Here is a 23,607-nt window from a genome sequence, read left to right as displayed (position 1 = left end):
GTGGTGCTGTCCGGCCCGCACCACCGAGCCCGTCCGGCGATCGAGGACACAAGGAAAGGGGCGCGGAGTACGGGACCGTGTCCGTAATCCGCGCCCCGGCAATCGGGCGAACAGGGGCCGCGGCAGCGGCGATCGGCCCGGCGCGGGCGCCCGCTTCAGGTCAGCGGACGCGCACCGGAACCTTCACCACCGCACTGGCATCGCGCAGCCACCGCGGCCTCGTCCTGCCCGCGCCGCGTACAACCCCTCATCCGGGTACACGGGCACGGGCAGGGTTCATGGGGTGGAGGCTCAGTCCTCGCGCAGGGCGCGGACGGCCTCCTCCACGCGCTTGCCGTAGTCGGTGTCGGCGGCGTGGAAGTGGGCGAGGTTCTTCTCGATCACGTCGTCGCGCGTGACCTGCGACAGGCCGCCCGCGATGTTGGCGATCAGACGGCTCTTCTCGTCCTCGGACATGAGCCGGTACAGCTCACCCGCCTGGAAGAAGTCGTCGTCCTTGGTGTGGGCGGGCGCCTCGTGCGTGCCGGTCCAGCCGTGGACGGCGAGCGGGGCCGAGAGCGCCGCGTCGGTCTGCGCCGGACCCGCGTACGAGTTGGGCTCGTAGTTCTTGTCGTGGCGCGAACCGTTGCGGGTGGCCATCAGGCCGTCCCGCCCGTAGTTGTCCGCGGGGGCCGCCTTCGGGGCGTTGACCGGCAGGTGGGTGTGGTTGACGCCCAGGCGGTACCGGTGGGCGTCCGCGTAGGCGAACAGCCGGCCCTGGAGCATCTTGTCCGGCGAGGGACCGATGCCGGGCACGAAGTTGTTCGGGGAGAACGCCGCCTGCTCGACCTCGGCGAACACGTTGTCCGGGTTGCGGTCCAGGACCAGCCGGCCCACCCGCTGGAGCGGATAGTCACCGTGCGGCCACACCTTGGTGAGGTCGAACGGGTTGAAGCGGTAGTCCGCCGCCTCCGCCGCCGGCATGACCTGCACGTACAGCGTCCAGGACGGGTTCACCCCGCGCTCGATGGCCTGGAGCAGGTCCGTCTGGTGCGAGTTGGCGTCCTTGCCCACGAGCTCCGCGGCCTGCTCGGCGGAGAGCGAACGGACACCCTGGTTCGTCTTGAAGTGGTACTTGACGAAGAACGCCTCACCCTGCGCGTTCGTCCACTGGTACGTGTGCGAGCCGTAGCCGTTCATGTGGCGGTACGAGGCGGGGATGCCCCGGTCGCCCATCAGCCAGGTCACCTGGTGCGTCGCCTCGGGGGCGTGCGCCCAGAAGTCCCAGACGTTGTCCGGCTCCTGCCGGCCCGTGAACGGGTCGCGCTTCTGCGAGTGGATGAAGTCGGGGAACTTGATCGGGTCCTTGATGAAGAACACCGGGGTGTTGTTGCCGACCAGGTCGTAATTGCCCTCGTCCGTATAGAACTTGAGGGCGAAGCCGCGCGGGTCGCGTACGGCGTCGGCGCCGCCCAGCGAGTCGGCGACCGTCGAGAAGCGGATGAACGTCGCGGTGCGGCGGCCCACTTCGGAGAGGAAGTCGGCGCGGGTGAAGCCGGTGACGTCGTCCGTCACCTCGAAGTAGCCGTACGCACCGGAACCGCGGGCGTGGACCACGCGCTCCGGGATGCGCTCACGGTTGAAGCGGGCGAGCTTCTCCAGCAGATGCTGGTCCTGCAGAAGGATCGGCCCGCCCGCACCGGCGGTGGCGGAGTTCTGGTTGTCGGCGACCGGGGCGCCTGACTCGGTCGTAAGCACACGCTTAGCCATGTGGCGGGATGACCTTCCATGCTGGAGCTGCTGACGGCTTGAGGAGCGTAGGTTCGCAGTGAACAGAACGTCAACAGTTTGTTGAAATCGAAGTATGTGGTTCCGGGCCGCGGTGACGCCTGGGCGCGACAGGACAGGTGTCAGCGCCACCACGACCCGGAGTTCGGGGGCCCCGGTGAGGGGGCGGGATGTCAGACCTGCGCGCCGGAGAGACGCTCGACGGAGCGGAGCAGGGCCGAGTGGTCCAGGCCGCCGTCACCCTGCGCACGCAGGGAGGCGACCAGTTGGGCCACGACGGCGCCGACGGGCAGCGCGGCGCCGACGTTGCGGGCGGCGTCCGTGACGATGCCCATGTCCTTGTGGTGCAGGTCGATCCGGAAGCCCGGCGCGAAGTCCCGCTTGAGGAAGTTGTCCTTCTTGCGGGTCAGGACGGTGGAGCCGGCCAGTCCGCCGTTGAGGACGTCGAGGGCGGCGGCGAGGTCGACGCCGGACTTCTCCAGGAAGACCACGGCCTCGGCGCACGCCTGGATGTTGACCGCGACGATCAGCTGGTTGGCCGCCTTCACCGTCTGGCCGGAGCCGTGCGGACCGCAGAGCACGATGGTCTTCCCGAGTGCCCGCAGGATCGGCTGCGCGGCGTCGAAGTCGGCCTGCTCACCGCCGACCATGATCGACAGGACGGCCTCGACGGCACCGGCCTCGCCACCGGACACCGGGGCGTCCAGGACGCGGATGCCCTTGTCCTTCGCGTTCTTCGCGAGGTCGACGGAGGTCTGCGGGGTGATCGAGGACATGTCGATCAGCAGGGCGCCTTCCCTGGCGTTCTCCAGGATGCCCTCGGGGCCGTAGGCGATGGCCTCGACGTGCGGGGACGCGGGCACCATCGTGATGACGACATCGGCGTCCCTGACCGCCTCGGCGACCGAGGACGCGCCCTTGCCGCCCGCCGCGACCAGCCGGTCGACCTTGTCCTGTTCCAGGGTGTGACCGGTGACGTCGTACCCGGCCTGCACCAGGTTCTCGGACATGGGGGAGCCCATGATGCCGAGCCCGATCCACGCGACCTTGGGGAGGTTGTTGCTCATGAGGGTGCCTTCCTGAAAAGCGGGTGTACGAGGGGGAGTCCGGCGCCCCTCAGCGGGCCGCCCGGGCCTCTGCCGGGAGCCACGCGAACGACTCGGCGCTCGGCGGGCCGCCCGGCTTGTACTCCAGGCCGACCCAGCCGTCGTAACCGGCTTCGGACAGCTCGTCGAGGAGCCGCTCCAGCGGGAGCGAGCCGGTGCCGGGCGCGCCGCGCCCCGGGTTGTCGGCGATCTGGACGTGGCCGGTCTTCCCGGCGTACGCCTTGATCACCTGGCTGAGGTCCTCGCCGTTCATGGACAGGTGGTACAGGTCGAGCAGGAACTTCGCGTTCCCGAGACCCGTCGCCGCGTTGACCTTGTCGACGACCTCGATACCGGCCGGTGCGCTCACCAGCGGGTAGTGCGGCGACTCCGGCCGGTTCAGGGTCTCGATCAGGAGCACCGCCCCGATCCGGTCCGCCGCGCGGGCGGCCAGGGCCAGGTTCTCCAGGGCGAGTTCGTCCTGCGCGGCCGGGTCCACGCCGTCGACGCGGTTGCCGTACAGCGCGTTGAGCGCCTTGCAGCCGACCGAGGCGGCGAAGCCGGCCGCCACCTCGATGTTGGCGCGGAAGCGGTCCGACTCCGTGCCGGGCACGGAGAGCGCGCCGCGGTCGGGGCCGGGCAGCTGTCCCGCGTAGAAGTTCAGCCCCACCAACCGGGTGCCGGCCTCGTCGAGCGCCTTCTTCAGGGCGTCGAGCTCGGCCTGCTCGGGGGTGGGGGTCTCGATCCAGGGCCACCACAGCTCGACCGCCGTGAAGCCCGCCGCGGCGGCGGCCGCGGGACGCTCCAGGAGCGGGAGTTCCGTGAAGAGGATCGAAAGGTTTACATCGAAGCGCTGGTCCGGGTGTCCCATGATGGGTTCGGCGCTCCTTCCGTATTGCGGAAGTTAGTTTCTGCTTAACGGAAGATTGCCCAACGGGTGGCGAGGCTGTCAAGGGGGTGCCCGAAATCCGGGCCGGTCCGGGGCGCTGTCGACGGATCGGGTGACGCGGCCACCGGCGCCCTTGCCCCCGGGGCCCCACGGCGTACGGGGGTGGCTGTCACCGGCCGACGCAGCCGACCCCGCGAGGTGCTCGTATGACCCACGCCGTCGGCCGCCGCGGCCTGATCGGGGCAGCGCCGGCGGGGCCGCCCTGTCCGCGGCCGCCACCCTGCCCGGCCCGGTCACGGCCCCGGCCGCGGCGGCTAAGGTCGTGGCCGAGCCGCGGAGCAGACCACCGCGACGAGAACATGAGGGAGGCACAGTGCGCTTGAGGGTGGAATTCACCACCGAGCCCTTCGACCTGGACGAGGCGCCCGCCCACGCGGTGGTTGCCCGCGAGGTCATCCAGACGGCCGAACTGGACGCCGTGGATGTGGGTCCCTTCGGCAACACCGCCGAAGGGGGCGCGGACCAGGTGCTCACCGCGGTGGACTCCTTGGTGCGCAAGGCCCTGGCTTCCGGCGCCACCCGGGTGTCCCTCCAGGTCAATGTGATCGCGGAGGACGCGCAGTGACCGAACCTGCGGACCACCCCCTGGTCAGCGCGGTGAAGCCGCTGGTCGACGCGATGGGCGCGGAGCTGCTGGCCCCCGGGCAGGCGGCGGACGACGACGTGGTGCTCGCCTGGGAGGGGGAGGACGTCATAGCCGTACGGCTGCCGCAGCTCTCCGACTCGCTCGACCACATCCTGGCCGCGATGGAGCGGAGGCACGGCATGCCGCTCTGTGACCTGGACCGCAAGACGAAGCAGTCGGTCGTGCGGACCCTGGAGGCACGCGGTGCCTTCTCCGTACGGCATGGTGTGGAGACGGTGGCGGGCGCTCTGGGAGTCAGCCGCTTCACCGTCTACAACTACCTGAACCGGGAAAATGCCGCCAAGGCTGAGTAGTTGAGCCAAGCGCGAGGAAAGCCGCCGTCCGGATGCCGGGACGGCGGCTTTCTCCGTTCGCGAGATTTCAACAAAGTGTTGACGTCGTGTTGCGGAGGGCGTTAGCTATCCGCAGCCCGAACAACGCACAGCGAAGAACAGCCACGGAGGCTCCCGTGACTTCGAGCTCGACGCCGGGCCTCGCCCGGTTCAACACTCTGGCGGGCAGCGAGGCCACCGCCGCGCTGCACGAGGTGTGTGCCAGTGCGGCCTGGGGAAGCGTCATCCTCTCCCGGCGCCCGTACGACACGGTGGAAGCCCTTCTCTCCGCGAGCGACGCCGCGATGGCCGAGCTCTCCGCGGAGGATCTGGGCGAAGCCATGGCCGGTCATCCACCGATCGGCCGCCCGAAGCCCGGGGACCCGACCTCCTCCCGCGAACAGCGGGGCATGGCCGGCGCCTCCGAGGAACTCAGGGACGAGATGCTCGAACTGAACCTGGCCTACCAGGAGCGGTTCGGACATGTCTTCCTGATCTGCGCCACCGGTGCCACCGGTGAGCAGATGCGCGACGCGGTGAAGACCCGGATCGAGAACTCGCCCGAGCAGGAGCGCGAGATCGTGCGCACCGAACTGGGCAGGATCAACCGCATCCGGCTGACCCGTCTCGTGGAAGAGGACAAGGACTGATGAGCACCGCCACCACGGCTTCGGTGTCCACGCACATCCTGGACACCAGCATCGGACGCCCCGCCGAGGGTGTCGCCATCTCGCTCGCGGCCCGCAGCGGCCCCGACGCCGGATGGACGGCACTGGGCGGGTCCGCCACCGACGCGGACGGGCGCTGCAAGGACCTGCCGGCGCTGCCGGAGGGCACGACCCACGTACGCCTCGACTTCGAGGTCGAGGCGTACTTCGTCAGGAACGACAGTGCGGACAACCAGCAAGCCGAGGCGCAGCAGGACGCCCCCCGCGTAAGGGACAGCGGTGCGTTCTTCCCGGAAGTGGCGATCACCTTCGCCGTCCGTCCGGGCGAGCACTATCACGTACCGCTGCTGCTCAACCCGTTCGGCTACTCCGTTTACCGAGGGAGCTAGCAGACAATGCCCACGATTCTCGGCCAGAACCAGTACGGCAAAGCAGAGAACCGCGTCGTCAGGATCACGCGGGACGGCGACACCCACCACATCAAGGACCTGAACGTCTCCGTCGCCCTCTCCGGCGACATGGACGACGTCCACTACTCCGGCTCCAACGCCAACGTCCTGCCGACGGACACCACCAAGAACACGGTGTACGCGTTCGCCAAGGAGTACGGCATCGAGTCCGCCGAACAGTTCGGCATCCACCTCGCCCGGCACTTCGTGACCTCGCAGGAGCCGATCAAGGTCGCACGCATCCGGATCGAGGAGTACGCCTGGGAGCGCATCGCGACCTCGGACGGCAACTCGAAGTTCATCGGAGCCGACGAGGTCAACCACTCCTTCGCCCGCAAGGGACAGGAGCTGCGCACCACCCAGGTCACCTTCGACGGCGAGAAGTGGGAGATCATCTCCGGTCTCCGGGACCTCACCGTCATGAACTCCACCAACTCGGAGTTCTGGGGTTACGTCAAGGACAAGTACACGACGCTCAAGGAGGCGTACGACCGCGTCCTGTGCACCGACGTGTCGGCCGCCTGGCGTTACAACTGGACGAGCGACGACCAGCGGATGCCCCACTGGGAGAAGTCGTACGAGCAGGCGAAGAAGCACATCCTGCAGGCGTTCGCCGAGACGTACTCCCTGTCGCTCCAGCAGACCCTGTACCAAATGGGTTCGCGGGTCATCAACAGCCGCAGCGAGATCGACGAGATCCGCTTCTCGCTGCCGAACAACCACCACTTCCTGGTGGATCTGGAGCCGTTCGGCCTCAAGAACGACAACGAGGTGTACTTCGCGGCGGACCGCCCGTACGGCCTCATCGAGGCGACCGTGCTCCGGGACGGCGTCGAGCCGAAGATCCCCGTCGACATGACCAACCTCTGACGCGGCACTGAACCGGCCCCCGCCCGTCCACAGCGGGCGCGGGCCGGTCATCCCGGAGGGACCATCCCATGGCACAGCCCGCAACGGGGCCGGCAGAAGGCCCGTGTTCCGCATGGCCGGAGAGCTCCGTGCATCCGGTCGACGAAAAGCTTCCCGCCTCGCGGCTCTTCCCCGCCGCACTCCAGCACATCGCCGCCATGTACGCGGGCGTCGTCACCCCTCCGCTGATCATCGGCCAGGCCGTGGGCCTCGACACGGCCGGCATGACCCAGCTGATCGCGGCGAGCCTGCTGATCGCCGGACTCGCCACCCTCCTGCAGGCGCTCGGCGCCGGCGGCTTCGCGGGAAACCGCCTGCCGTTCGTCAACGCCGCCTCCTCCGCCGGCATCGCCCCGATGCTCGCCATCGCCGAGACCAGCGTCCCCGGCCACCAACTCCCGCAGATCTACGGGGCGGTCCTCGTCGCGGGAGTCTTCTGCCTGGCACTCGGACCGTTCTTCGGACGGCTGCTGCGCTTCTTCCCGCCGCTCGTCACCGGCGTCGTCATCACGCTCATCGGTGTCACCCTGATGCCCGTCCCGGTCGCCTGGGCGCAGGGCGGTGACCAGAACGCAGCCGACTTCGGCGCCATGAAGTACCTCGCGCTGGCCGCCTTCACGCTCGCCGTCATCCTGCTCATCCAGCGCTTCGGACGTGGCTTCGTCAAGCAAGTCGCCCTGCTCATGGGCATGTTCATCGGAACCCTGGCCGCGATCCCGTTCGGACTCGCCCACTTCTCCGCGCTGAAGTCCGCGCCCCTCGCCGCCCTGCCCACTCCCTTCGCCTTCGGCGCCCCCGAGTTCCAGCCCGCCGCGATGCTCTCCCTCTGCATCGTCATGCTGGTGCTGATGACGGAGTCCTCCGCCGGCATGCTGGCGCTCGGCGAGATCTGCGAGCGGCCCACCGACGGCCGCACCATCACCCGCGGCCTGCGCACGGACGGCATCGCCACCCTGCTCGGTCCGGTGTTCGGCGGCTTCCCGACGAGTGCCTTCGCCCAGAACGTCGGCGTCGTCTCGCTGACGAAGGTACGCAGCCGCTACGTCGTCGCCGCGGCGGGCGGCGCCCTGCTGGTCCTCGGAGCGTTCCCGGTGCTCGGCGCCGTCGTCTCGCTCGTCCCGATGCCCGTGCTCGGCGGCGCCGGAATCGTCCTCTTCGGCTCCATCGCGGTGAGCGGCATACGCACGCTCTCCGAAGCCGGACTCGACGACAGCTCCAACATCATCCTCGTCGCGGTGGCGCTCGGCGCGGGCATCGTCCCGCTCGCCGCGCCCGCCTCCTACGCGGGATTCCCCTCCTGGGCACAGACGGTGCTCGGCTCCGGAATCAGTGCGGGAGCGCTCGTAGCGGTCCTGCTCAACCTGTTCTTCCACCATCTCGGCACCCACAGCCGCACCGCTGTGGCACTCAAATCCTCCTAGGGTCCTGCCGTGCCCGCATCGCCGATGAGAGAAGAAGGAAGCACCATGGCAGCTTCGGCAGACCCTCAGCGCATCGTCATCGAGAACTGTTCGATCGCGACCGTCGACGCCCACGACACCGAGTACGCCTCGGGACACGTCGTCGTGGCGGGCAACCGCATCGAGTCCGTCGGCGCGGGCAAGGCGCCGGAGGGCCTCGCCGGCGTCGTGCGCCGCATCGACGGCACCGGACACCTCGTCACGCCCGGCCTGATCAACACCCATCACCACTTCTACCAGTGGATCACCCGCGGGATCGCGACCGACCACAACCTCTTCGACTGGCTGGTCGCGCTCTACCCGACCTGGGCGCGCATCGACGAGCCGATGGTCCGCGCCGCGGCTCAGGGCTCGCTCGCCATGATGGCGCGCGGCGGTGTCACCACCGCGATGGACCACCACTACGTCTTCCCGAAGGGCTCCGGCGACCTCTCAGGCGCCATCATCGGCGCGGCACGCGACATGGGCGTGCGGTTCACCCTCGCCCGCGGGTCCATGGACCGCAGTGTGAAGGACGGCGGGCTGCCGCCGGACTTCGCCGTCGAGACGCTCGAAGGCGCACTCGCGGGCACCGAGGCGACCGTCGACGCCCACCACGACGCCTCGTTCGACTCGATGACGCAGATCGCCGTCGCGCCCTGCTCCCCGTTCTCCATCTCGACCGAACTGCTCAAGCAGGGCGCGGAGTTGGCGCGACGCAAGGGCGTGAGGCTGCACACCCACGGCTCGGAGACCGTCGAGGAGGAGCAGTTCTGCAAGGAGCTGTTCGGGATGGGGCCGACCGACTACTTCGAGTCGACCGGCTGGCTCGGCGACGACGTGTGGATGGCGCACTGCGTCCACATGAACGACTCCGACATCGCCGCGTTCGCCCGTACGGGAACGGGCGTCGCGCACTGCCCGTCCTCCAACGCCCGCCTCGCCGCGGGCATCGCCCGGGTGCCCGACATGCTCGCCGCCGGCATCCCGGTCGGCCTCGGCGTCGACGGCACGGCATCCAACGAGTCCGGTGAACTCCACACCGAACTGCGCAACGCCCTCCTCATCAACCGCCTCGGCGCCCATCGCGAGAAGGCCCTGAACGCACGCCAGGCCCTGCGGCTCGGTACGTACGGCGGCGCCCAGGTCCTCGGCCGCGCCGACCAGATCGGCTCCCTGGAGGTTGGCAAGCTCGCCGACCTCGTCCTGTGGAAGCTGGACACCCTCGCCCACGCCTCCATCGCCGACCCGGTGACCGCACTCGTCTTCGGCGCCGCGGCCCCCGTCACGCTCTCCCTCGTAGACGGGAAGCCGGTCGTCGAGGGCAACCACCTGGTCACGGCGGACGAGGACGCCATCGCACGTGACACCCGCGACGAGGCCCGCCGCCTCGCGCAGATCGCCGCCGGAGCCTGACACCGGGCGACGACACCCCATGAACCGGCCGGCCGAGGGGGACGGCCCTCGTCCGGCCGCCGTGGACCCGAGCGGGGTCCACGGCAGCCGGTCCGAAGGGCGCGCACCCTGCGTGCGCGCCCTCCGGACCGGTGATGAACGCTGCCCGGGCACCCCACCCGCATCACGAAGCACTCGCAACGAAGCACCTGCACCAACGCACCACTCCGCACCACCTCCCTGACACCCACGTCGCCGACGACGTGTACCCGACCGGAGGAACCGCCGTGGCCGCTAAGCCCAGGTTTCGCAATGAAGCAGTCGCAGGAACCGACCGGAGGCACCCGGTCGACGAAACCCTCCCGCCCCTGAGGATGTTCACCAGCGGTCTCCAGCACGTGGCCGCCATGTATGCCGGGGTGGTCGCCCCGCCCATGATCGTGGGGCCGGCCGTGGGCCTCACCGCAAAGGAGACCGCCTTCCTGATGGGGGCGAGCCTCTTCACCGCGGGCATAGCCACCCTGCTCCAGACCCTCGGTTTCTGGCGCATAGGCGCCCGGCTGCCGTTCGTCAACGGAGTGTCGTTCGCCGGTGTGACGCCGATGGTGGCGATCGGTAAGGACCGGGGCCACGAAGGGATCGCCGTCATCTTCGGCGCGATCATCGTCGCGAGCCTCCTCGGATTCGTCCTCGCGCCGTACTTCTGCAAACTGGTCCGCTTCTTCCCGCCCGTGGTCACCGGCACCGTGATCACCCTGATCGGTGTCTCGCTGCTGCCGGTCGCCTTCAACTGGTCCCAGGGCGGCAGCTCCACGGCGGACGACTACGGTTCGATGACCAACATCACCATGGCCGCCGCCACCCTCGCGATCGTGCTCGCCCTGCGCAAACTCCTGCGCGGCTTCCTCCAGCAGATCGCGATCCTGCTCGGCCTGGTCATCGGCACACTGATCGCGATCCCGGTCGGCATCACCGACTTCAGCCCGATCAAGGACGCCGACGTGGTCGGCTTCCCCACTCCGTTCGCCTTCGGCGCGCCGCAGTTCGAGATCGCCGCGATCATCTCGATGTGCATCGTGATGCTGGTCTGCATGACCGAGTCCACCGCGGACATGCTCGCCCTCGGCCGGATCGTCGGCCGTCCGGCGGACGAGCGGACCATCGAGGGCGGCCTGCGCGCCGACACCCTCGGCAGTGCCGTCAGCCCGCTGTTCAACGGCTTCATGTGCAGCGCGTTCGCTCAGAACATCGGTCTCGTCGCGATGACCAAGGTCCGCAGCCGGTTCGTCGTCGCCGCGGGCGGCGGCATCCTGATCGTGCTCGGACTCGTCCCGGTCGCCGCGTCCGTCATCGCGATCGTGCCGCTGCCGGTGCTCGGCGGCGCCGGCATCGTGCTGTTCGGCTCGGTCGCCGCGAGCGGCATCCAGACCCTGGCGACCGCCGCCCTGGAGAAGGGCGAGAACGCCCTGATCGTCGCGGCGGCCGTCGGCATCGGCCTGATCCCGATCGCCGCGCCGCAGTTCTACCACGCGTTCCCGGAGGACCTGCTCGTCGTCCTCGACTCGGGCATCTCCACGGGCTGCGTGGTGGCGATCCTCCTCAACCTGGCCTTCAACCACGTCGGCCGCAGGCCGGACGCGGACGGCGACCCGGAGGCGGAGGAGGCGCCGGGCCCGGAGCCCGCCTCGAAGGGGGTGGCCCCGGTGGCCGTGCACTGACCACTCCCCGCACCGCGCTGTGGCGCGTACGGCACCTGCCGTACGCGCCACAGGTGTGACGGGGCCGGGATCAGCCGATGTGGAAGCTGTCGCCGTACACCTTCCAGTCGAGCGGCGGGTCCAGGTTCAGGTTGCCCTTCTTCAGGAAGACCCGCTGGGCGGTGTCCACCCGGCTGGTGTCCGAGTGGGCCTCTTCCTGTTTCATGGCCCAGACCCGGGCGTCCAGGAACGCGTTGAGGTACGTCACCTCGTTGCCGCCCCGCGACGGCGGTTTCGCCTTCGAGAGGGCCCTCTTGCGGATGGAGCCGAAGCTCGCGCTGTCGCCGCCGTCGCCGTGCATGACGAGAGCGTCGTAGTACGCGAACTGCCCGAGGGTGCCGATCCCGTCGGCCTTGCCGCGTTTGACGGCCGGGTCGAAGTAGACACGGTCGCGCTCGTCGTTCTGCGCCTGCTTGAAGGCGGAGTCGGATGCGGCCTTCGCCCAGTCCCTCGTGAAGCCCGGGTCGAGCCCGTCGTGGGAGTCGGTGCCGTCCACCTCGCGCAGGGCGGGCAGGTACTTCGCGAGGACGTTGCCGGGCTTGCGCTGCGTGTACAGCTCGACCAGGTCGAGCATGTCGCCGGTGCCGGAGCAGAAGCCGATGATGCCCGCGGTGTAGCCACGGCCGTCACCGATGTCCTCGATGTACTTGTACTGCGCCCTCCAGTCCAGCGAGGAGTTCTCGGCGCTGGACACCAGCTGCATCGCGATGTCCTTCTTCGCGGGATCGTCGAGCCCGGTCGCGGCGGCCTCCTGGTGGTGTGCGGCCGACACGGTGGTGGGGGCGTCGTCGGCGTAGGCGGTCATGGGAGTCGCCGTGAGTGTAAGTCCGAGTGCCAGGACGGCGAAGCCGGCCGGGCGGATGAGTCGGGTGGTGCGACGTACGGTGCCGTTATGGGGGTTGTGCACCTGTCCTCCAGTGGGGAGTTCGTCGTGCCCTTCGTCTGTTAGGAAGCTTTACTATCAGAGTGGGGGCGAGCGGTACACCCCCCGCGCCGAAGATGAACCGATAATCCGTCCGGCATCGCAAAGGCCCCGCACCGCGCGCGGAGGCGCGGTGCGGGGCCGGAGTCGGAGGCCCAGCTGCGGCGCTTGCGCCGACGCCGTGGGGGCGTGCTGTCGGCGGCTACCGCGGATGGGCCTGCCGCCAGGCCGAGACCGGCGGCCACACCCCCTGGGCCGGTGCTCCGTGCGCCCGTCCCCAGAGGGTTCAGTGACCGTCGACGCGGTAGGTCTCGCCGTACACCCGCCACCGCAGCGGAGTCTCCAACTGGAGTTTGCCTTCGCGTACGAACACCCGCTGGGCGGTCTCCACGCGACTGGTGTCGGTGTGGGAGGGCTCCTTGTGGATGGCGGCCACGCGGGCGTCGAGGAAGGCGTGGAGATACGTCTCCTCGTCACCGCCCCGCTCGGGCGGATCGGCCTTCGCGAGAGCCTCGCGCCGAATCGTGGCGACGCCCACCGAGCCGTCCGTGTCGCCGTGACCGTGCATCACATAGGCGTCGTAGTAGATGAACTGGCCCAGCGCGCTGAGGCCGTCGCCCTTGGCCCGCTCGACCGCCGGGTCGAAGTAGGAGTGGTCACGTTCCGCGTCCTGCGCCGACCGGAACGCCGGGTCCGATGCGGCCTTCGCCCATGCCTCGGTGAACGGCCGGCCGAGTCCCGTGTGCGCGTCGCTGCCGTTCACGGCGCGGAGCGCGGGCAGATACCGCTCCAGCGGATTGCCGGGCCGGGCCGCCGCGTACCGCTCCACCACGGCGAGCATGTCGCCGGTTCCGGAGCAGAAGCCGATGATGCCCGCGGTGTAGCCGCGGCCGTCACCGATGTCCTCGATGTACTTGTACTGCGCCTTCCAGTCGAGCGAGGAGTTCTCCGCGCTCGACACCAGCTGCATGGCGAGCTGCTTCTTCGCCGGATCGTCGAGGTCGGTCTCGGGGGCGGACCCGCCGGGTCCGGAGCAGCCCGTCAGGACCACGGCCGCCACGACGGCGGTGGTGACGGCGGATGCGACCAGGGAGCGAACGGTGTGCTTCACGCGTCAAGCCTGCCAGGCCGGGGGTGGGAGCCCGGGGCCCTCCCGGCGCTGTAGCGTCAGGGGCATGGAAGATCAGTCTGTTGTGGATGTCGGCGATGTGCGGTTGGCGTACCGGACCTGGGGTGACCCGTTCGGCTCGCCGGTCGTCCTGCTGCACGGGCTCGGCGGCTCCGCCGCGAACTGGGAGGCGCTCGGCGGCCTGCTCGGCGCCGAGTGGCGGGTGTACGCCCTGGACCTGCGGGGACACGGGGAAAGCGACTGGCCGGACGAGTACGCGTTCGAGCAGATGTGTGAGGACGTCGTCGGTTTCCTCGACGAGTGCGAGCTCAACCGGGTCGGCCTGGTCGGCCACTCGATGGGCGGTGTCGTGGCCCAGCTCCTGGCCCACGAGCACTCGGACCGGGTGGAGCGGCTGGTGCTGGTGGAGACCCCGCCGCCGTTCCCCGGCGAGGAGAGCCCGCTGCCGCTCCCCGAGGGGCCGGTCGACTACGACGAGAACGTGATCCCCGCGGTGCTGGCCCAGCTCACCGACCCGGACCCCGAGTGGGCCGAGGGGCTCGGCGAGATCGTGGCCCAGACCATGATCATCTCGGGCGGTCCGGCGAGCACGATGCCGCAGGAACGGCTGTCCGAGATGGCGTCCCTGATCCCGGACTGCCGGCTGATCACGATCGCGGGGGGCCACCGCGTGCACGAGACGCTGGCGGACCAGGTCGCCCATGAGATCACCGAGTTCTTCACGAGCTGAGCTTCACGAGCCGATCTTCCCCCCCCGGGTTCTTCACCTGCCGGGCTGTTCACCCGCCGGGCCGCACTCGCTGGGTCTTGAGAGCCGGGTCTGACGAGCAGGGTCCTACGAGCCGGGTCTGACGAGCAGGGTCTGACGAGCAGGGTCCTACGAGCCGGGTCCTACGGGCCGGGCCTCACGGACCCGGCTTCTCGCCGGGTCCGGGCTCCAGGCTCGCGCTCAGCTCCCTGAGCCGGTCGCGGAGCTGCCCGGCCGCCTCCGCCGTCAGCCCGTACCTCCGGCCCATGGCACCCGGCACCCGCGCCGCCCGCTCGTACAGGGCGGCGCCCTTCTCCGACACCGACACGGTGAGCGTCCGCTCGTCACCGGCCTCCCGCTCGCGGCGCAGCAGCCCTGCCGCCTCCAGCCGTTTCAGCAGGGGCGACAGGGTGCCGTAATCCATGCCGAGCGCGGTGCCGAGCTCCTTCATCGGGAGCTCGGGCCGCTCCCAGAGGGCCAGCATCACCAGATACTGCGGGTAGGTCAGCTCCAGCTCCGCGAGGACCGGCCGGTACGCGGCCGTCACGGCCCGCGAGGCGGAGTACAGCGCGAAGCACAGCTGGTCGTCGAGCGTCCTGGAGGCGGCCGGAGCCCTGTTCTCACCCATGGACCCATTCTGCGCCGGGCCGGTCCCGGGACCCGCCCGGCGCAGCGGCGTCAGTCGCCCGGCCGCCAGTCGGGCCTGCGGCCGCTCAGGGCGATCACCCGGTCGAGGAACGGGGCGTCGGCCGCTACGGGGACCGGTGGCCCGAAGATGTCCGAACTGCCCGGACCGCCCTCCTCGGGCGCCAGCAGTGCCTCCGACGAGCGCAGGTCCGCCTCGTCGGCCCGGAAGTCCTGCCCGGTCGACCGGGCCAGGTCCCAGCCGTGAATGACCAGCTCGTTGCGCGCGACCAGACCGGCCACCTCGCCGGGCAGGTCCACGCCGCCCGCCCGGGTCATGCCTTCCATGGCGGCGGGGGAGTGCCACGCCGCCACCAGTTCGTCGAGCAGGCGCGGCAACGCCTCGCGCCAGTCCTCGCCGAGCACCGGGAGCGCCGCGTCCGGCGCGGTGTCGGTCGTGGGCCCCAGATCCTTCCGGCCCGCGTCGCGGAAGGCCGTGGCCAGCCCGACGAGATGGGCGAGCAACTCCCGTACCGCGTAGTCCGGGCAGGGGGTCGGGCCGCTGAGCTGGCGGTCCTCGATGGGTCCGAGCAGCGCACGGATCTGTTCGGCGGCCGGCTTCAGATCGAGGGCGGGTCGGGTCGTGCTGTGCGTGTCCATACTTCTTCAGACCCTCCCGGCGCCCGGAACTCATCGCGGGCCGCACACCGGCACATTGCGGAACGTTCCGTTCGGCCCCCTTGTCGCCGACCCCCATGCCGTGGCATACAGGTCTGGACCATTGCTCCCGAAGGGGAAGGCAGGACCGTGCAACGCCCCCACATGCACGCCGTGTTGATCTGTTCCACCGCCCTGCTCCTCGCCTCGCTCACCGCCTGCGCGGGCACTGCCGCCGCCGATACGCAGAAACCGACGACCCCCCGCGGGGTGACGGCCCAGGCCGGCAGCGCCACCTCGGTGCACGTCATGTGGGAGCGTGCCTCCGACAACAAGGCGATCACCGGGTACGAGATCTACCGCGAGGGCGAGAAGGTGGGCTCCGTTCCGGCGGCGAAGCGCATGACCGACATCGAGGGCCTGACCGCAGCGACGGCGTACACCTTCACCGTCCGGGCACGCGACGGCGCCGGAAACCTCTCCGGGCCGAGCGCCGCCGCGCGGGTCACCACCCCCGCACCCGCCCCCTCCGACACCCGGGCCCCCACCGCCCCGGTGAAACTGCGCGGCGCCGCCGACGGCAGCCGGACCGCGACCCTGTCCTGGGGCGGCTCCACGGACGACGTGGCCGTCACCTCGTACGACATCTATCAGGAGGACTCCCGTATCCACAGCGTGCCCGGCACGGAGACCACGGCCCGGCTGAGCGGGCTGCGCCCCGGCACCGTCTACACGTTCACCGTCCGGGCCCGGGACGCCTCGGAGAAGTCCTCGCCGGACAGCGACGCCGTCGACCTCACCACCGCGTCCGCTCCCGGCGCGCCCGCGAGCACCGCCCCCACCGGTCTGCGGACGTCCTTGACGGGCGGGGGCGAGGAGTCCGTCGTCGACCTGTCCTGGGACCAGCCGGACACCGGCGGCGAGATCCCCGCGTACCAGCTCTTCCTCAACGGGAAGATGACCACGACGATCGTCTGGGGCGGCACACCGCCGAAGGGCCGCGCGACCTACCGCCTGACCCTCGGCGATCTTCCCGGCACCCGCTACTCGCTGAAGATCCGCGCCAAACTGCCCGACGGCACCTGGGGCGACTTCTCCGCGCAGCGCACGGTCGTACTGCCCGGCTGACGGGGCGCTACGGGCAGTCGGACGCCGTCCAGCGCGCTCCCGGCGCACGCCGGACACCGCTCCGCCGGCGCGGTGGGCGCAGCGCCGCTGACATACGGCGGCAGTCAGTCCGCGCTCCCGGTGACGTACTCCGCATCCGACGCGTCACGCGTGATAGCTGCTCAACGACCCCAGTTCGAGGGAGCACAGGCCGTCCTGGAGAGCGGTCGGATTTGTCGCCCTGGCACCTTCCAGACGTCGAGCCCATCGTGACGGGGCGCCGCCCCCGGCGCCGCTCGGCACCGGGGGCGGTCGGTCAGGTACGCGAGAGGTGTCAGCGCAGCTGCTCGTACGCCGGCAGGGTCAGGAAGTCCGCGTAGTCCTGGTCAAGGGAGACCTGGAGCAGGAGGTCGTGGGCCTGCTGCCACTTGCCGGCGGCGAACGCCTCGTCGCCGATCTCGGCGCGGATGGCGGTCAGTTCCTCGGCGGCGACCTTGCGGGCCAGGTCCGCCGTGGCGTGCTCGCCGTTCTCGAAGACCACGTCCGCGTTGATCCACTGCCAGATCTGCGAGCGCGAGATCTCGGCGGTGGCGGCGTCCTCCATCAGGTTGAAGATGGCGACGGCGCCCATGCCCCGCAGCCACGCCTCGATGTAGCGGATGCCGACCGCGACGGCGTTCTGGAGGCCCCCGTACGTGGGCCTGGCGTCCAGGGTGTCGATGGCGATCAGGTCGCCGGGCGCCACCGAGACGTCCTCGCGCAGGCGATCCTTCTGGTTCGGCTTCTCGCCGAGGACCGCGTCGAAGGAGGCCATGGCGATCGGGACGAGGTCGGGGTGGGCGACCCAGGAGCCGTCGAAGCCGTCGTGGGCCTCGCGGTCCTTGTCCGCCTTGACCTTCTCGAACGCCACCTTGTTGACCTCCGCGTCGCGGCGCGACGGGATGAAGGCCGCCATGCCGCCGATCGCGTGGGCGCCGCGCTTGTGGCAGGTGCGCACCAGGAGTTCGGTGTACGCCCGCATGAACGGGGCCGTCATGGTGACCAGGTTGCGGTCGGGGAGCACGAACTTCGAGCCGCCGTCACGGAAGTTCTTGACGATGGAGAAGAGGTAGTCCCAGCGGCCCGCGTTCAGCCCGGAGGCGTGGTCGCGGAGCTCGTAGAGGATCTCCTCCATCTCGTACGCCGCGGTGATCGTCTCGATCAGGACGGTCGCGCGGACCGTGCCCTGCGGGATGCCGGCGTAGTCCTGGGCGAAGACGAAGATGTCGTTCCAGAGACGGGCCTCCAGGTGCGACTCCGTCTTCGGGAGGTAGAAGTACGGGCCCTTGCCGAGGTCGATCAGGCGCTGGGCGTTGTGGAAGAAGTAGAGGCCGAAGTCGACCAGCGCACCGGGCACCGGGGTGCCGTCGAGCTGGAGGTGACGCTCGTTCAGGTGCCAGCCGCGCGGGCGCATGACGACCGTCGCGAGGTCGGCGGCGGGCTTCAGGGCGTACGACTTGCCGGACCCGGCGTCGGTGAAGTCGATCGCACGGTTGTATGCGTCGGTCAGATTGAGCTGGCCGAGGATCACGTTCTCCCACGTGGGGGCGGAGGCGTCCTCGAAGTCGGCGAGCCAGACCCTGGCGCCCGAGTTCAGGGCGTTGATGGTCATCTTGCGGTCGGTCGGACCGGTGATCTCCACCCGGCGGTCGTTGAGCGCGGCCGGGGCCGGCGCGACCTTCCAGGAGTCGTCCTCGCGGAGCTGTGCGGTCTCCGGGAGGAAGTCGAGGGTGGAGATGCGGGCGATCTCGGCGCGGCGCTCGCCCCGGCGGACGAGCAGCTCGTCACGGCGGGGCGTGAACCGCCGGTGCAGCTCGGCCACGAACGCGAGGGCCGCGGGGGTCAGGACCTCATCCTGCCGGGGCAGGGGCTCGGCATCGACGATGGCCAGCGTGGACGGCGCTGGTGCGGACATGAGCTGTCACTCCTTCAGCGGGCGGTGCGAGCGGCCTCTCACGGCCGCCGGGTCGCCTGAATGGCACGGCGTGCCAGGGCTCCGAGATACGGCCGTGGGCGCCGTCTGGGGTTCAGAGTGCTTCTGACCAGTGGATAGTAGTTTCCTCATGGTGGAAGTTCAATGGTTTGTTGATGTCGAGATTCTCCGGGTCGACATACGTGGGACGCCGCTGGCGCAGCGTGCCACGGCGGGCACGGTCCGTTCATTCCAGATGTGTCAGATCCTCCGCCGTGTCGATGTCGTACGCCTGAGCCACATCGGAACACTCGACGAGCGTGATCGCATCGCGATGCGCCCGCAGATACGCCCGCGCCCCCTGATCGCCGACGGCCGCCGCCGCGATGTCCGCCCAGCGCTCGGCTCCGAACAGCACCGGATGGCCGCGTTCCCCGTCGTACGAGGCGGCGGCGAGGCTGGACCGCCCGCGGTACGCCGACCGCACCCGGGCCACCGCATCCGCCCCGATCCCCGGCTGGTCGACCAGGAGCACCAGCGCCGCGTCCGCCCCGGTCCCGGCGAGCGAGCCGAGACCTGCCCTGAGCGAGGAGCCCATGCCCCGCTCCCACTCAGGGTTGTCCGTCACCACGCAGCCGGACAGACCGGCCCGCGCCCGCACCTCTACGGCCGCCGCGCCCAGCACCACATGGACCGGGCCGCAGCCCCCGTCGCGCAGCGTCCGAACGGCGTGCTCGACCAGTGGACGGCCGCGGTGGACGAGGAGCGCCTTCGGCCGGCCGCCCAGCCGGCGGCCGCCACCTGCGGCAAGCACGACACCGGCGATCACCGGGTTCTCTGATGGAGGAGACATGGACCCTGGATACCACCGCGCCGTTCGCACAGGCGAAAGAAACGTCACCCTCAGGGGGCACCCTCAATTCCGTCCAAGGAGTGGCGCGCGCCTCCTTTCAGGGCGTTAACTTGCGGACAACCCCAGGCACTTGACCACCGTTCGGGGGCCTGGTCGATACACCGGCACAAAGGCGTGCGAGGGGGAGTGCTTTGTTGCGAAGTGTGGGGCAGAAGCGGGTGACCGGAAGCGCTGAGGACGACCCGAGAGTGACGGAGCTGCGTACGGCCGTCTCCCGGCTCCGCCGGGAACTGGCCGGTCATCCCGCGGACTTCCCGGACCGCGGGATCGCCGAGGACGAGCTCGCGGCGCTGGACGCCATGGCGGCCGGCGGCACCCCGGAGATCCCCCGGCTGCGCCGCTCGCTGCTGCTGATCGCGGGGGCGATCGGCTCGGTCAGCGCTCTGGCTCCCAAGCTCCGGGAGGTACGGATCGCGGTGGACCTCTTCGGGGGGCCGCAGCGCCGCTGAACCGCGCAGGGGGGCCGGGTCAGCGGCGGATCAGACGGCGTGCCGTCGCCGCCGCGACCGCCGAGGTGCGCGAATCCACACCCAGCTTGGCGTAGATGTGCACCAGATGGGACTTCACCGTCGCCTGACTCAGGAACAGCCGCTTGCTGATCTGCTGGTTGGACAGGCCCTCGCCCACGAGCTGGAGCACCTCCAGCTCCCGCTTGGTCAGGGCCTCCGACGGCGTCCGCATGCGGTCCATCAGCCGGTGCGCGACCGCCGGGGCAAGCGCCGAGCGGCCGGCGGCCGCTGTGCGGACCGCTGCCGCCAGTTCCTCCGGCGGAGCGTCCTTGAGCAGATAGCCGCTCGCGCCCGCCTCCACCGCGGCCAGGATGTCCGCGTCGGAGTCGTACGTGGTGAGGATCAGCACCCGGGGGGCGTCCGGGGACGCGGTGATCGCGGCCGTCGCCTCCGAGCCGTGCATTCCCGCACCGAACTGCAGATCCATCAGGACCACGTCGTACGCGCCCCTCGCGGCGAGGGCCACAGCCTCCTCGGCGGTCGCCGCCTCGGCCTCGACCCGGAAATCCGGTTCGGTGTCGAGCACGGCGCGCAGTCCCGCCCGTACGACCGGATGGTCGTCGGCCAGCAGCAGGCGGATCGGCGTACTCACGCGGCGTCCTCCGTGGGGTGCGGGAGCGGCAGCGTCACCGCGACCGCGGTGCCCTGGCCCGGCGCCGACTCGACGCTCAGGGTGCCGCCCAGCGAGCGGGCGCGGGACCGCGTCGCGGGCAGCCCGAAACCCCCGTTCCCGGAGGCCGGGCCGGACCCGGAGCCCGGTTCGAAGCCGCGGCCGTCGTCGACGACGTCGAGGGACACCGAGGTGTCCATGAAACTGAGCGTGATCTCCGCCCGCCCCGCCCCGGCGTGCTGCACCGCGTTGGCCAGCGCCGACTGTGCGGTACGGAGCAGCGCCACCTCGTACGGCGTGGGCAGCTCCACCGGTGTGCCGCTGACCGCGAACTGCACGGTGAGGGCGGGGGAGGTGGTGCGGTCGCGGAGGCGTTCCAGAGCGGCGGCCAGCGAGCCGTGCTCCAGGTCCGGCGGGGACAGGGCGCGTACGAAGCGGCGGGCCTCGGCCAGATTGTCCTGGGCCGCCTCACGGGCCTGACGGACATGGGCCGTGGCCGTCCCGTCGGCGGGCAGCGAGCGCTCGGCCGCCCGCAGCAGCAGCTGGATGCTGGACAGGCCCTGCGCCAGGGTGTCATGGATCTCGCGGGCCAGCCGCTCACGTTCGGCGAGGGTCCCGGCGGTGCGTTCCGCGACGGCCAGCTCCTCCCGGGTGGTGACCAGCTCCTCGATGAGTTCGCGGCGCCGCTCGCTCTCCAGGAACAGCGCCTCGTAACCGAGGACCGTCGCGACCGCGACCGCCGCACCCAGCAGCGGACCGATGAACGTGCCGGGCGAGATCTCCTCGCCGTGCAGGACGAACCCGCCGATCGCGGCCGCCGCGGTCACCGCCACGGCAGGCAGGGCCCAGCGCACCGGGAGCAGATGCAACTGGAGGAAGTAGAGGGGGAACGCCACCCACAGCGCGTCCGGCGAGAGCGCGAGCAGCGCCAGCCAGACCGCGCCGAGCGCCGTCAGCCAGAGGGCCGCGGCCCGGGTCTGCGGCTGTACGGCAGGGGCCACGACGCCCGCCGTGTACACGGCCGCCATCAGAGCCGACACGCTGACGACGGCCGTGCCGTGCTGGGCTCCGTCACCGGCCGCGCGCAGCGCGACGAGCGCCAGCAGCCCTGCCAGCAGGCCGTGCAGGCAGAGGCGCAGCGCGGCGGTGACCGGCATGTGCGAACGCGAATCCATGGTCCGTCCAGCGTAGACGCGCGGGGCCGGTGGGCGGTCAATCGAAAGGTTGATGTCTCGCCCCTCCAGCGCGCGATGTTTCCGCAGGCCGGGGGAGTGAGGCTGGAGTCATGTTCGTCGCATGGAGAGATCTAGGGTTCGCCAGGGGGCGCTTCGCGCTCATGGGCACGGTCGTCGTGCTGATCACGCTGCTCGTCGGTCTGCTGTCGGGGCTCACGGCCGGTCTGGCCAGGGAGAACACCTCGGCCGTCACCGGGCTGAACGCCGACCGCCTGGCCTTCGCCGCGCCACCCGACGGCAGGTCGGTGTCCTTCACCGATTCGACCGTGAGGGAGCGCGCCTGGCGGACGTGGGCCGAACGGCCCGGTGTCGCGGACGCCCGGCCGCTCGGCATCCGGACCGTCGACGCCGCCGCGCCCACGGGCGGGCGCACCGCCGCCGTATCGGCGTTCGGCGTCGAACCGGACGGCGGACTCGGCCCCCTGGACGTGCGGCCGGGCCCCGGAAAGGCCGTACTGTCCGAGAAGGCCGCGGAGGCCCTGGGCGCCGCGGTCGGTGACCGGGTACGGCTCGGCGGTGTCGGACTGACCGTCGCCGCCGTCGCCGGAGACGCCTCCTACAGCCATACGCCGGTCGTGTGGACCTCGCTCGGCGACTGGCAACAGCTCGGCGGCGAGGGCGCCGGTACGGCGGAACGGGCCACGGTGATCGCGCTGCGCACCATCGGTGACGTGGACATCGCGGCAGGCGACAGGGCGGCCGGCACCAGCACGCACACCGTCGGGGAGTCCCTCACCGCGATCGGCTCCTACCAGGCCGAGAACGGCTCGCTCCAGCTGATGCGCGGCTTCCTCTTCGCCATCTCCGCCCTGGTCATCGGCGCCTTCTTCACCGTATGGACGATCCAGCGCTCCGGTGATGTCGCCGTACTCAAGGCGCTGGGCGCCTCCACGCCGTATCTGCTGCGCGACGCGCTCGGCCAGGCGGTGGTCGTGCTCGTGATCGGTACGGGCCTTGGCGCCGCACTCGCCTCGGGCATCGGCGCCCTGATCGGCGGCGGCACGGTGCCGTTCGTGCTCGACGCGGCGACCGTGCTCGTACCGGCGGCCGTCATGATCGCCCTCGGGGCGCTCGGGGCGGCCCTGTCCATCCGGCGGATCACCGCCGTCGATCCGCTCACCGCGCTCGGGAGTGCCCGATGACCCTCACCCTTGTCGACGTCACCCTCACCTACCCCGACGGGGACGGCCGGCTCACCGCGCTCGACCGGGTCTCGCTCGACGTCCCCGGAGGTTCGCTCACAGCGGTCGTCGGACCGTCCGGCTCCGGGAAGTCGAGCCTCCTCGCGGTGGCTGCCACCCTCGTCACTCCGGACAGCGGAACGGCCGTCGTGGCCGGTACACAGACCGCCGGACTCGGCCCCGCCGACAAGGCGGCCCTGCGCCGCGAGCACATCGGCATCGTGTTCCAGCAGCCGAACCTGCTGCCCTCGCTGACCGCCGTGGAGCAGCTCCAGGTGATGACCCATCTGTCAGGTGGGCCGGTACGGTCGGCCCGGGCCCGGGCACTCGGCCTGCTGGACGCGGTGGGACTCGCCGACAAGGCGGACCGCAGGCCGCACCAGCTGTCGGGCGGTCAGCGCCAGCGGGTGAACATCGCGCGGGCCCTCATGAACGAACCGTCGCTCCTGCTCGTCGACGAACCGACGAGCGCGCTCGACCACGAACGGGGCGCGGCGGTGCTGGATCTCCTGGTCGCCCTGACCCGGGAGCGGTCGACGGCGACGGTACTGGTCACGCACGACCGGACCCATCTGGAGCGGATGGACCGGGTGGCCGTGATGCGGGACGGCTGCCTGACCTGAGACGCCGGGCGGGCCCGATACGC

24 protein-coding genes are annotated in these 23,607 nt (G+C 70.6%); 13 read left to right on the top strand and 11 right to left on the bottom strand.

Features of this window, described 5'->3' with window-relative positions; all coding sequences use genetic code 11:
- Positions 1-291: 291 nt before the first annotated feature.
- From ACFWSK_RS34290 to ACFWSK_RS34280, 3 genes are all read right to left on the bottom strand, one after another.
- The gene (locus ACFWSK_RS34290; protein WP_383795049.1) at positions 292-1,749 is read right to left on the bottom strand and encodes a catalase; all 1,458 of its coding nucleotides are present in this window, start codon (positions 1,747-1,749) and stop codon (positions 292-294) included.
- Positions 1,750-1,940: 191 nt separating this feature from the next.
- The gene (locus ACFWSK_RS34285) at positions 1,941-2,834 is read right to left on the bottom strand and encodes a 2-hydroxy-3-oxopropionate reductase (protein WP_383795046.1); all 894 of its coding nucleotides are present in this window, start codon (positions 2,832-2,834) and stop codon (positions 1,941-1,943) included.
- Between the two features lie 49 nt (positions 2,835-2,883).
- Entirely contained in the window at positions 2,884-3,723 is an 840-nt protein-coding gene (locus ACFWSK_RS34280; protein WP_383795043.1) for a TIM barrel protein, read from the bottom strand.
- A gap of 391 nt (positions 3,724-4,114) precedes the next feature.
- On the opposite strand from ACFWSK_RS34280, the gene ACFWSK_RS34275 reads away from it, so the two are divergent.
- From ACFWSK_RS34275 to ACFWSK_RS34240, 8 genes are all read left to right on the top strand, one after another.
- On the top strand, positions 4,115-4,366 hold the full coding sequence (locus ACFWSK_RS34275) for a hypothetical protein (protein WP_383795041.1): 252 nt from the start codon (positions 4,115-4,117) through the stop codon (positions 4,364-4,366).
- Complete coding sequence (locus ACFWSK_RS34270; RefSeq protein ID WP_383795039.1) at positions 4,363-4,740, top strand: helix-turn-helix domain-containing protein; 378 nt, start codon at positions 4,363-4,365, stop codon at positions 4,738-4,740. Before ACFWSK_RS34275 ends, ACFWSK_RS34270 begins: the two co-directional genes overlap by 4 nt.
- 155 nt (positions 4,741-4,895) lie before the next feature.
- On the top strand, positions 4,896-5,408 hold the full coding sequence (uraD, locus tag ACFWSK_RS34265; protein WP_383795036.1) for a 2-oxo-4-hydroxy-4-carboxy-5-ureidoimidazoline decarboxylase: 513 nt from the start codon (positions 4,896-4,898) through the stop codon (positions 5,406-5,408).
- A complete protein-coding gene (uraH, locus tag ACFWSK_RS34260; RefSeq protein WP_383795034.1) occupies positions 5,408-5,815 on the top strand; it encodes a hydroxyisourate hydrolase in 408 nt (135 codons plus the stop codon). The genes uraD and uraH overlap by 1 nt, the downstream gene beginning before the upstream one ends.
- A gap of 6 nt (positions 5,816-5,821) precedes the next feature.
- Positions 5,822-6,745, top strand: coding sequence for a factor-independent urate hydroxylase (gene pucL, locus ACFWSK_RS34255; RefSeq protein WP_383795031.1), 924 nt, complete (start codon positions 5,822-5,824; stop codon positions 6,743-6,745).
- A 68-nt stretch (positions 6,746-6,813) separates the two neighbouring features.
- Positions 6,814-8,205, top strand: coding sequence for a nucleobase:cation symporter-2 family protein (locus ACFWSK_RS34250; RefSeq protein ID WP_383795028.1), 1,392 nt, complete (start codon positions 6,814-6,816; stop codon positions 8,203-8,205).
- Positions 8,206-8,250: 45 nt separating this feature from the next.
- On the top strand, positions 8,251-9,639 hold the full coding sequence (locus ACFWSK_RS34245) for an 8-oxoguanine deaminase (RefSeq protein ID WP_383795025.1): 1,389 nt from the start codon (positions 8,251-8,253) through the stop codon (positions 9,637-9,639).
- 266 nt (positions 9,640-9,905) lie between these two features.
- Positions 9,906-11,336, top strand: coding sequence for a nucleobase:cation symporter-2 family protein (locus ACFWSK_RS34240; protein ID WP_383795021.1), 1,431 nt, complete (start codon positions 9,906-9,908; stop codon positions 11,334-11,336).
- A gap of 70 nt (positions 11,337-11,406) precedes the next feature.
- Here ACFWSK_RS34240 and ACFWSK_RS34235 read toward each other — a convergent pair whose 3' ends face one another.
- Positions 11,407-12,282, bottom strand: coding sequence for a chitosanase (locus ACFWSK_RS34235; protein ID WP_383795018.1), 876 nt, complete (start codon positions 12,280-12,282; stop codon positions 11,407-11,409).
- 301 nt (positions 12,283-12,583) lie between these two features.
- Positions 12,584-13,408, bottom strand: coding sequence for a chitosanase (locus ACFWSK_RS34230; protein ID WP_383795015.1), 825 nt, complete (start codon positions 13,406-13,408; stop codon positions 12,584-12,586).
- Positions 13,409-13,472: 64 nt separating this feature from the next.
- Between ACFWSK_RS34230 and ACFWSK_RS34225 the strand changes: the two genes are divergently transcribed.
- A complete protein-coding gene (locus ACFWSK_RS34225; RefSeq protein ID WP_383795012.1) occupies positions 13,473-14,156 on the top strand; it encodes an alpha/beta fold hydrolase in 684 nt (227 codons plus the stop codon).
- 175 nt (positions 14,157-14,331) lie between these two features.
- Here ACFWSK_RS34225 and ACFWSK_RS34220 read toward each other — a convergent pair whose 3' ends face one another.
- Positions 14,332-14,802, bottom strand: coding sequence for a MarR family winged helix-turn-helix transcriptional regulator (locus ACFWSK_RS34220; protein WP_383795009.1), 471 nt, complete (start codon positions 14,800-14,802; stop codon positions 14,332-14,334).
- 50 nt (positions 14,803-14,852) lie between these two features.
- On the bottom strand, positions 14,853-15,458 hold the full coding sequence (locus tag ACFWSK_RS34215; protein WP_383795006.1) for a TIGR03086 family metal-binding protein: 606 nt from the start codon (positions 15,456-15,458) through the stop codon (positions 14,853-14,855).
- A 162-nt stretch (positions 15,459-15,620) separates the two neighbouring features.
- Here ACFWSK_RS34215 and ACFWSK_RS34210 point away from each other — a divergent pair, with 162 nt between their 5' ends.
- Positions 15,621-16,583 carry a fibronectin type III domain-containing protein gene (locus ACFWSK_RS34210; protein ID WP_383795052.1) on the top strand — a complete coding sequence of 321 codons (963 nt, stop codon included), beginning with the start codon at positions 15,621-15,623 and terminating at the stop codon, positions 16,581-16,583.
- A gap of 313 nt (positions 16,584-16,896) precedes the next feature.
- On the opposite strand, the gene aceB is transcribed toward ACFWSK_RS34210, so the two are convergent.
- Positions 16,897-18,516, bottom strand: coding sequence for a malate synthase A (gene aceB / locus ACFWSK_RS34205; protein WP_383795003.1), 1,620 nt, complete (start codon positions 18,514-18,516; stop codon positions 16,897-16,899).
- 244 nt (positions 18,517-18,760) lie between these two features.
- Positions 18,761-19,366 (bottom strand): NTP transferase domain-containing protein, encoded by a 606-nt coding sequence (locus tag ACFWSK_RS34200; protein ID WP_383795001.1) that lies wholly within the window; start codon positions 19,364-19,366, stop codon positions 18,761-18,763.
- A gap of 191 nt (positions 19,367-19,557) precedes the next feature.
- On the opposite strand from ACFWSK_RS34200, the gene ACFWSK_RS34195 reads away from it, so the two are divergent.
- Entirely contained in the window at positions 19,558-19,875 is a 318-nt protein-coding gene (locus tag ACFWSK_RS34195; protein WP_383794998.1) for a DUF5955 family protein, read from the top strand.
- A gap of 19 nt (positions 19,876-19,894) precedes the next feature.
- On the opposite strand, the gene ACFWSK_RS34190 is transcribed toward ACFWSK_RS34195, so the two are convergent.
- Entirely contained in the window at positions 19,895-20,527 is a 633-nt protein-coding gene (locus tag ACFWSK_RS34190) for a response regulator (RefSeq protein WP_383794995.1), read from the bottom strand.
- Entirely contained in the window at positions 20,524-21,720 is a 1,197-nt protein-coding gene (locus tag ACFWSK_RS34185) for a sensor histidine kinase (protein WP_383794992.1), read from the bottom strand. Before ACFWSK_RS34185 ends, ACFWSK_RS34190 begins: the two co-directional genes overlap by 4 nt.
- Positions 21,721-21,830: 110 nt before the next feature.
- Between ACFWSK_RS34185 and ACFWSK_RS34180 the strand changes: the two genes are divergently transcribed.
- Complete coding sequence (locus ACFWSK_RS34180; RefSeq protein ID WP_383794989.1) at positions 21,831-22,922, top strand: ABC transporter permease; 1,092 nt, start codon at positions 21,831-21,833, stop codon at positions 22,920-22,922.
- Positions 22,919-23,584 carry an ABC transporter ATP-binding protein gene (locus ACFWSK_RS34175; RefSeq protein WP_383794986.1) on the top strand — a complete coding sequence of 222 codons (666 nt, stop codon included), beginning with the start codon at positions 22,919-22,921 and terminating at the stop codon, positions 23,582-23,584. The genes ACFWSK_RS34180 and ACFWSK_RS34175 overlap by 4 nt, the downstream gene beginning before the upstream one ends.
- Positions 23,585-23,607 lie beyond the last annotated feature (23 nt).

Origin of the sequence: Streptomyces sp. NPDC058620 (assembly GCF_042717135.1) — a bacterium.
GTDB lineage: Bacteria > Actinomycetota > Actinomycetes > Streptomycetales > Streptomycetaceae > Streptomyces.
The sequence above is the reverse complement of the archived record's forward strand: the minus strand, read 5'-3'. Positions and strand labels throughout refer to the sequence as shown.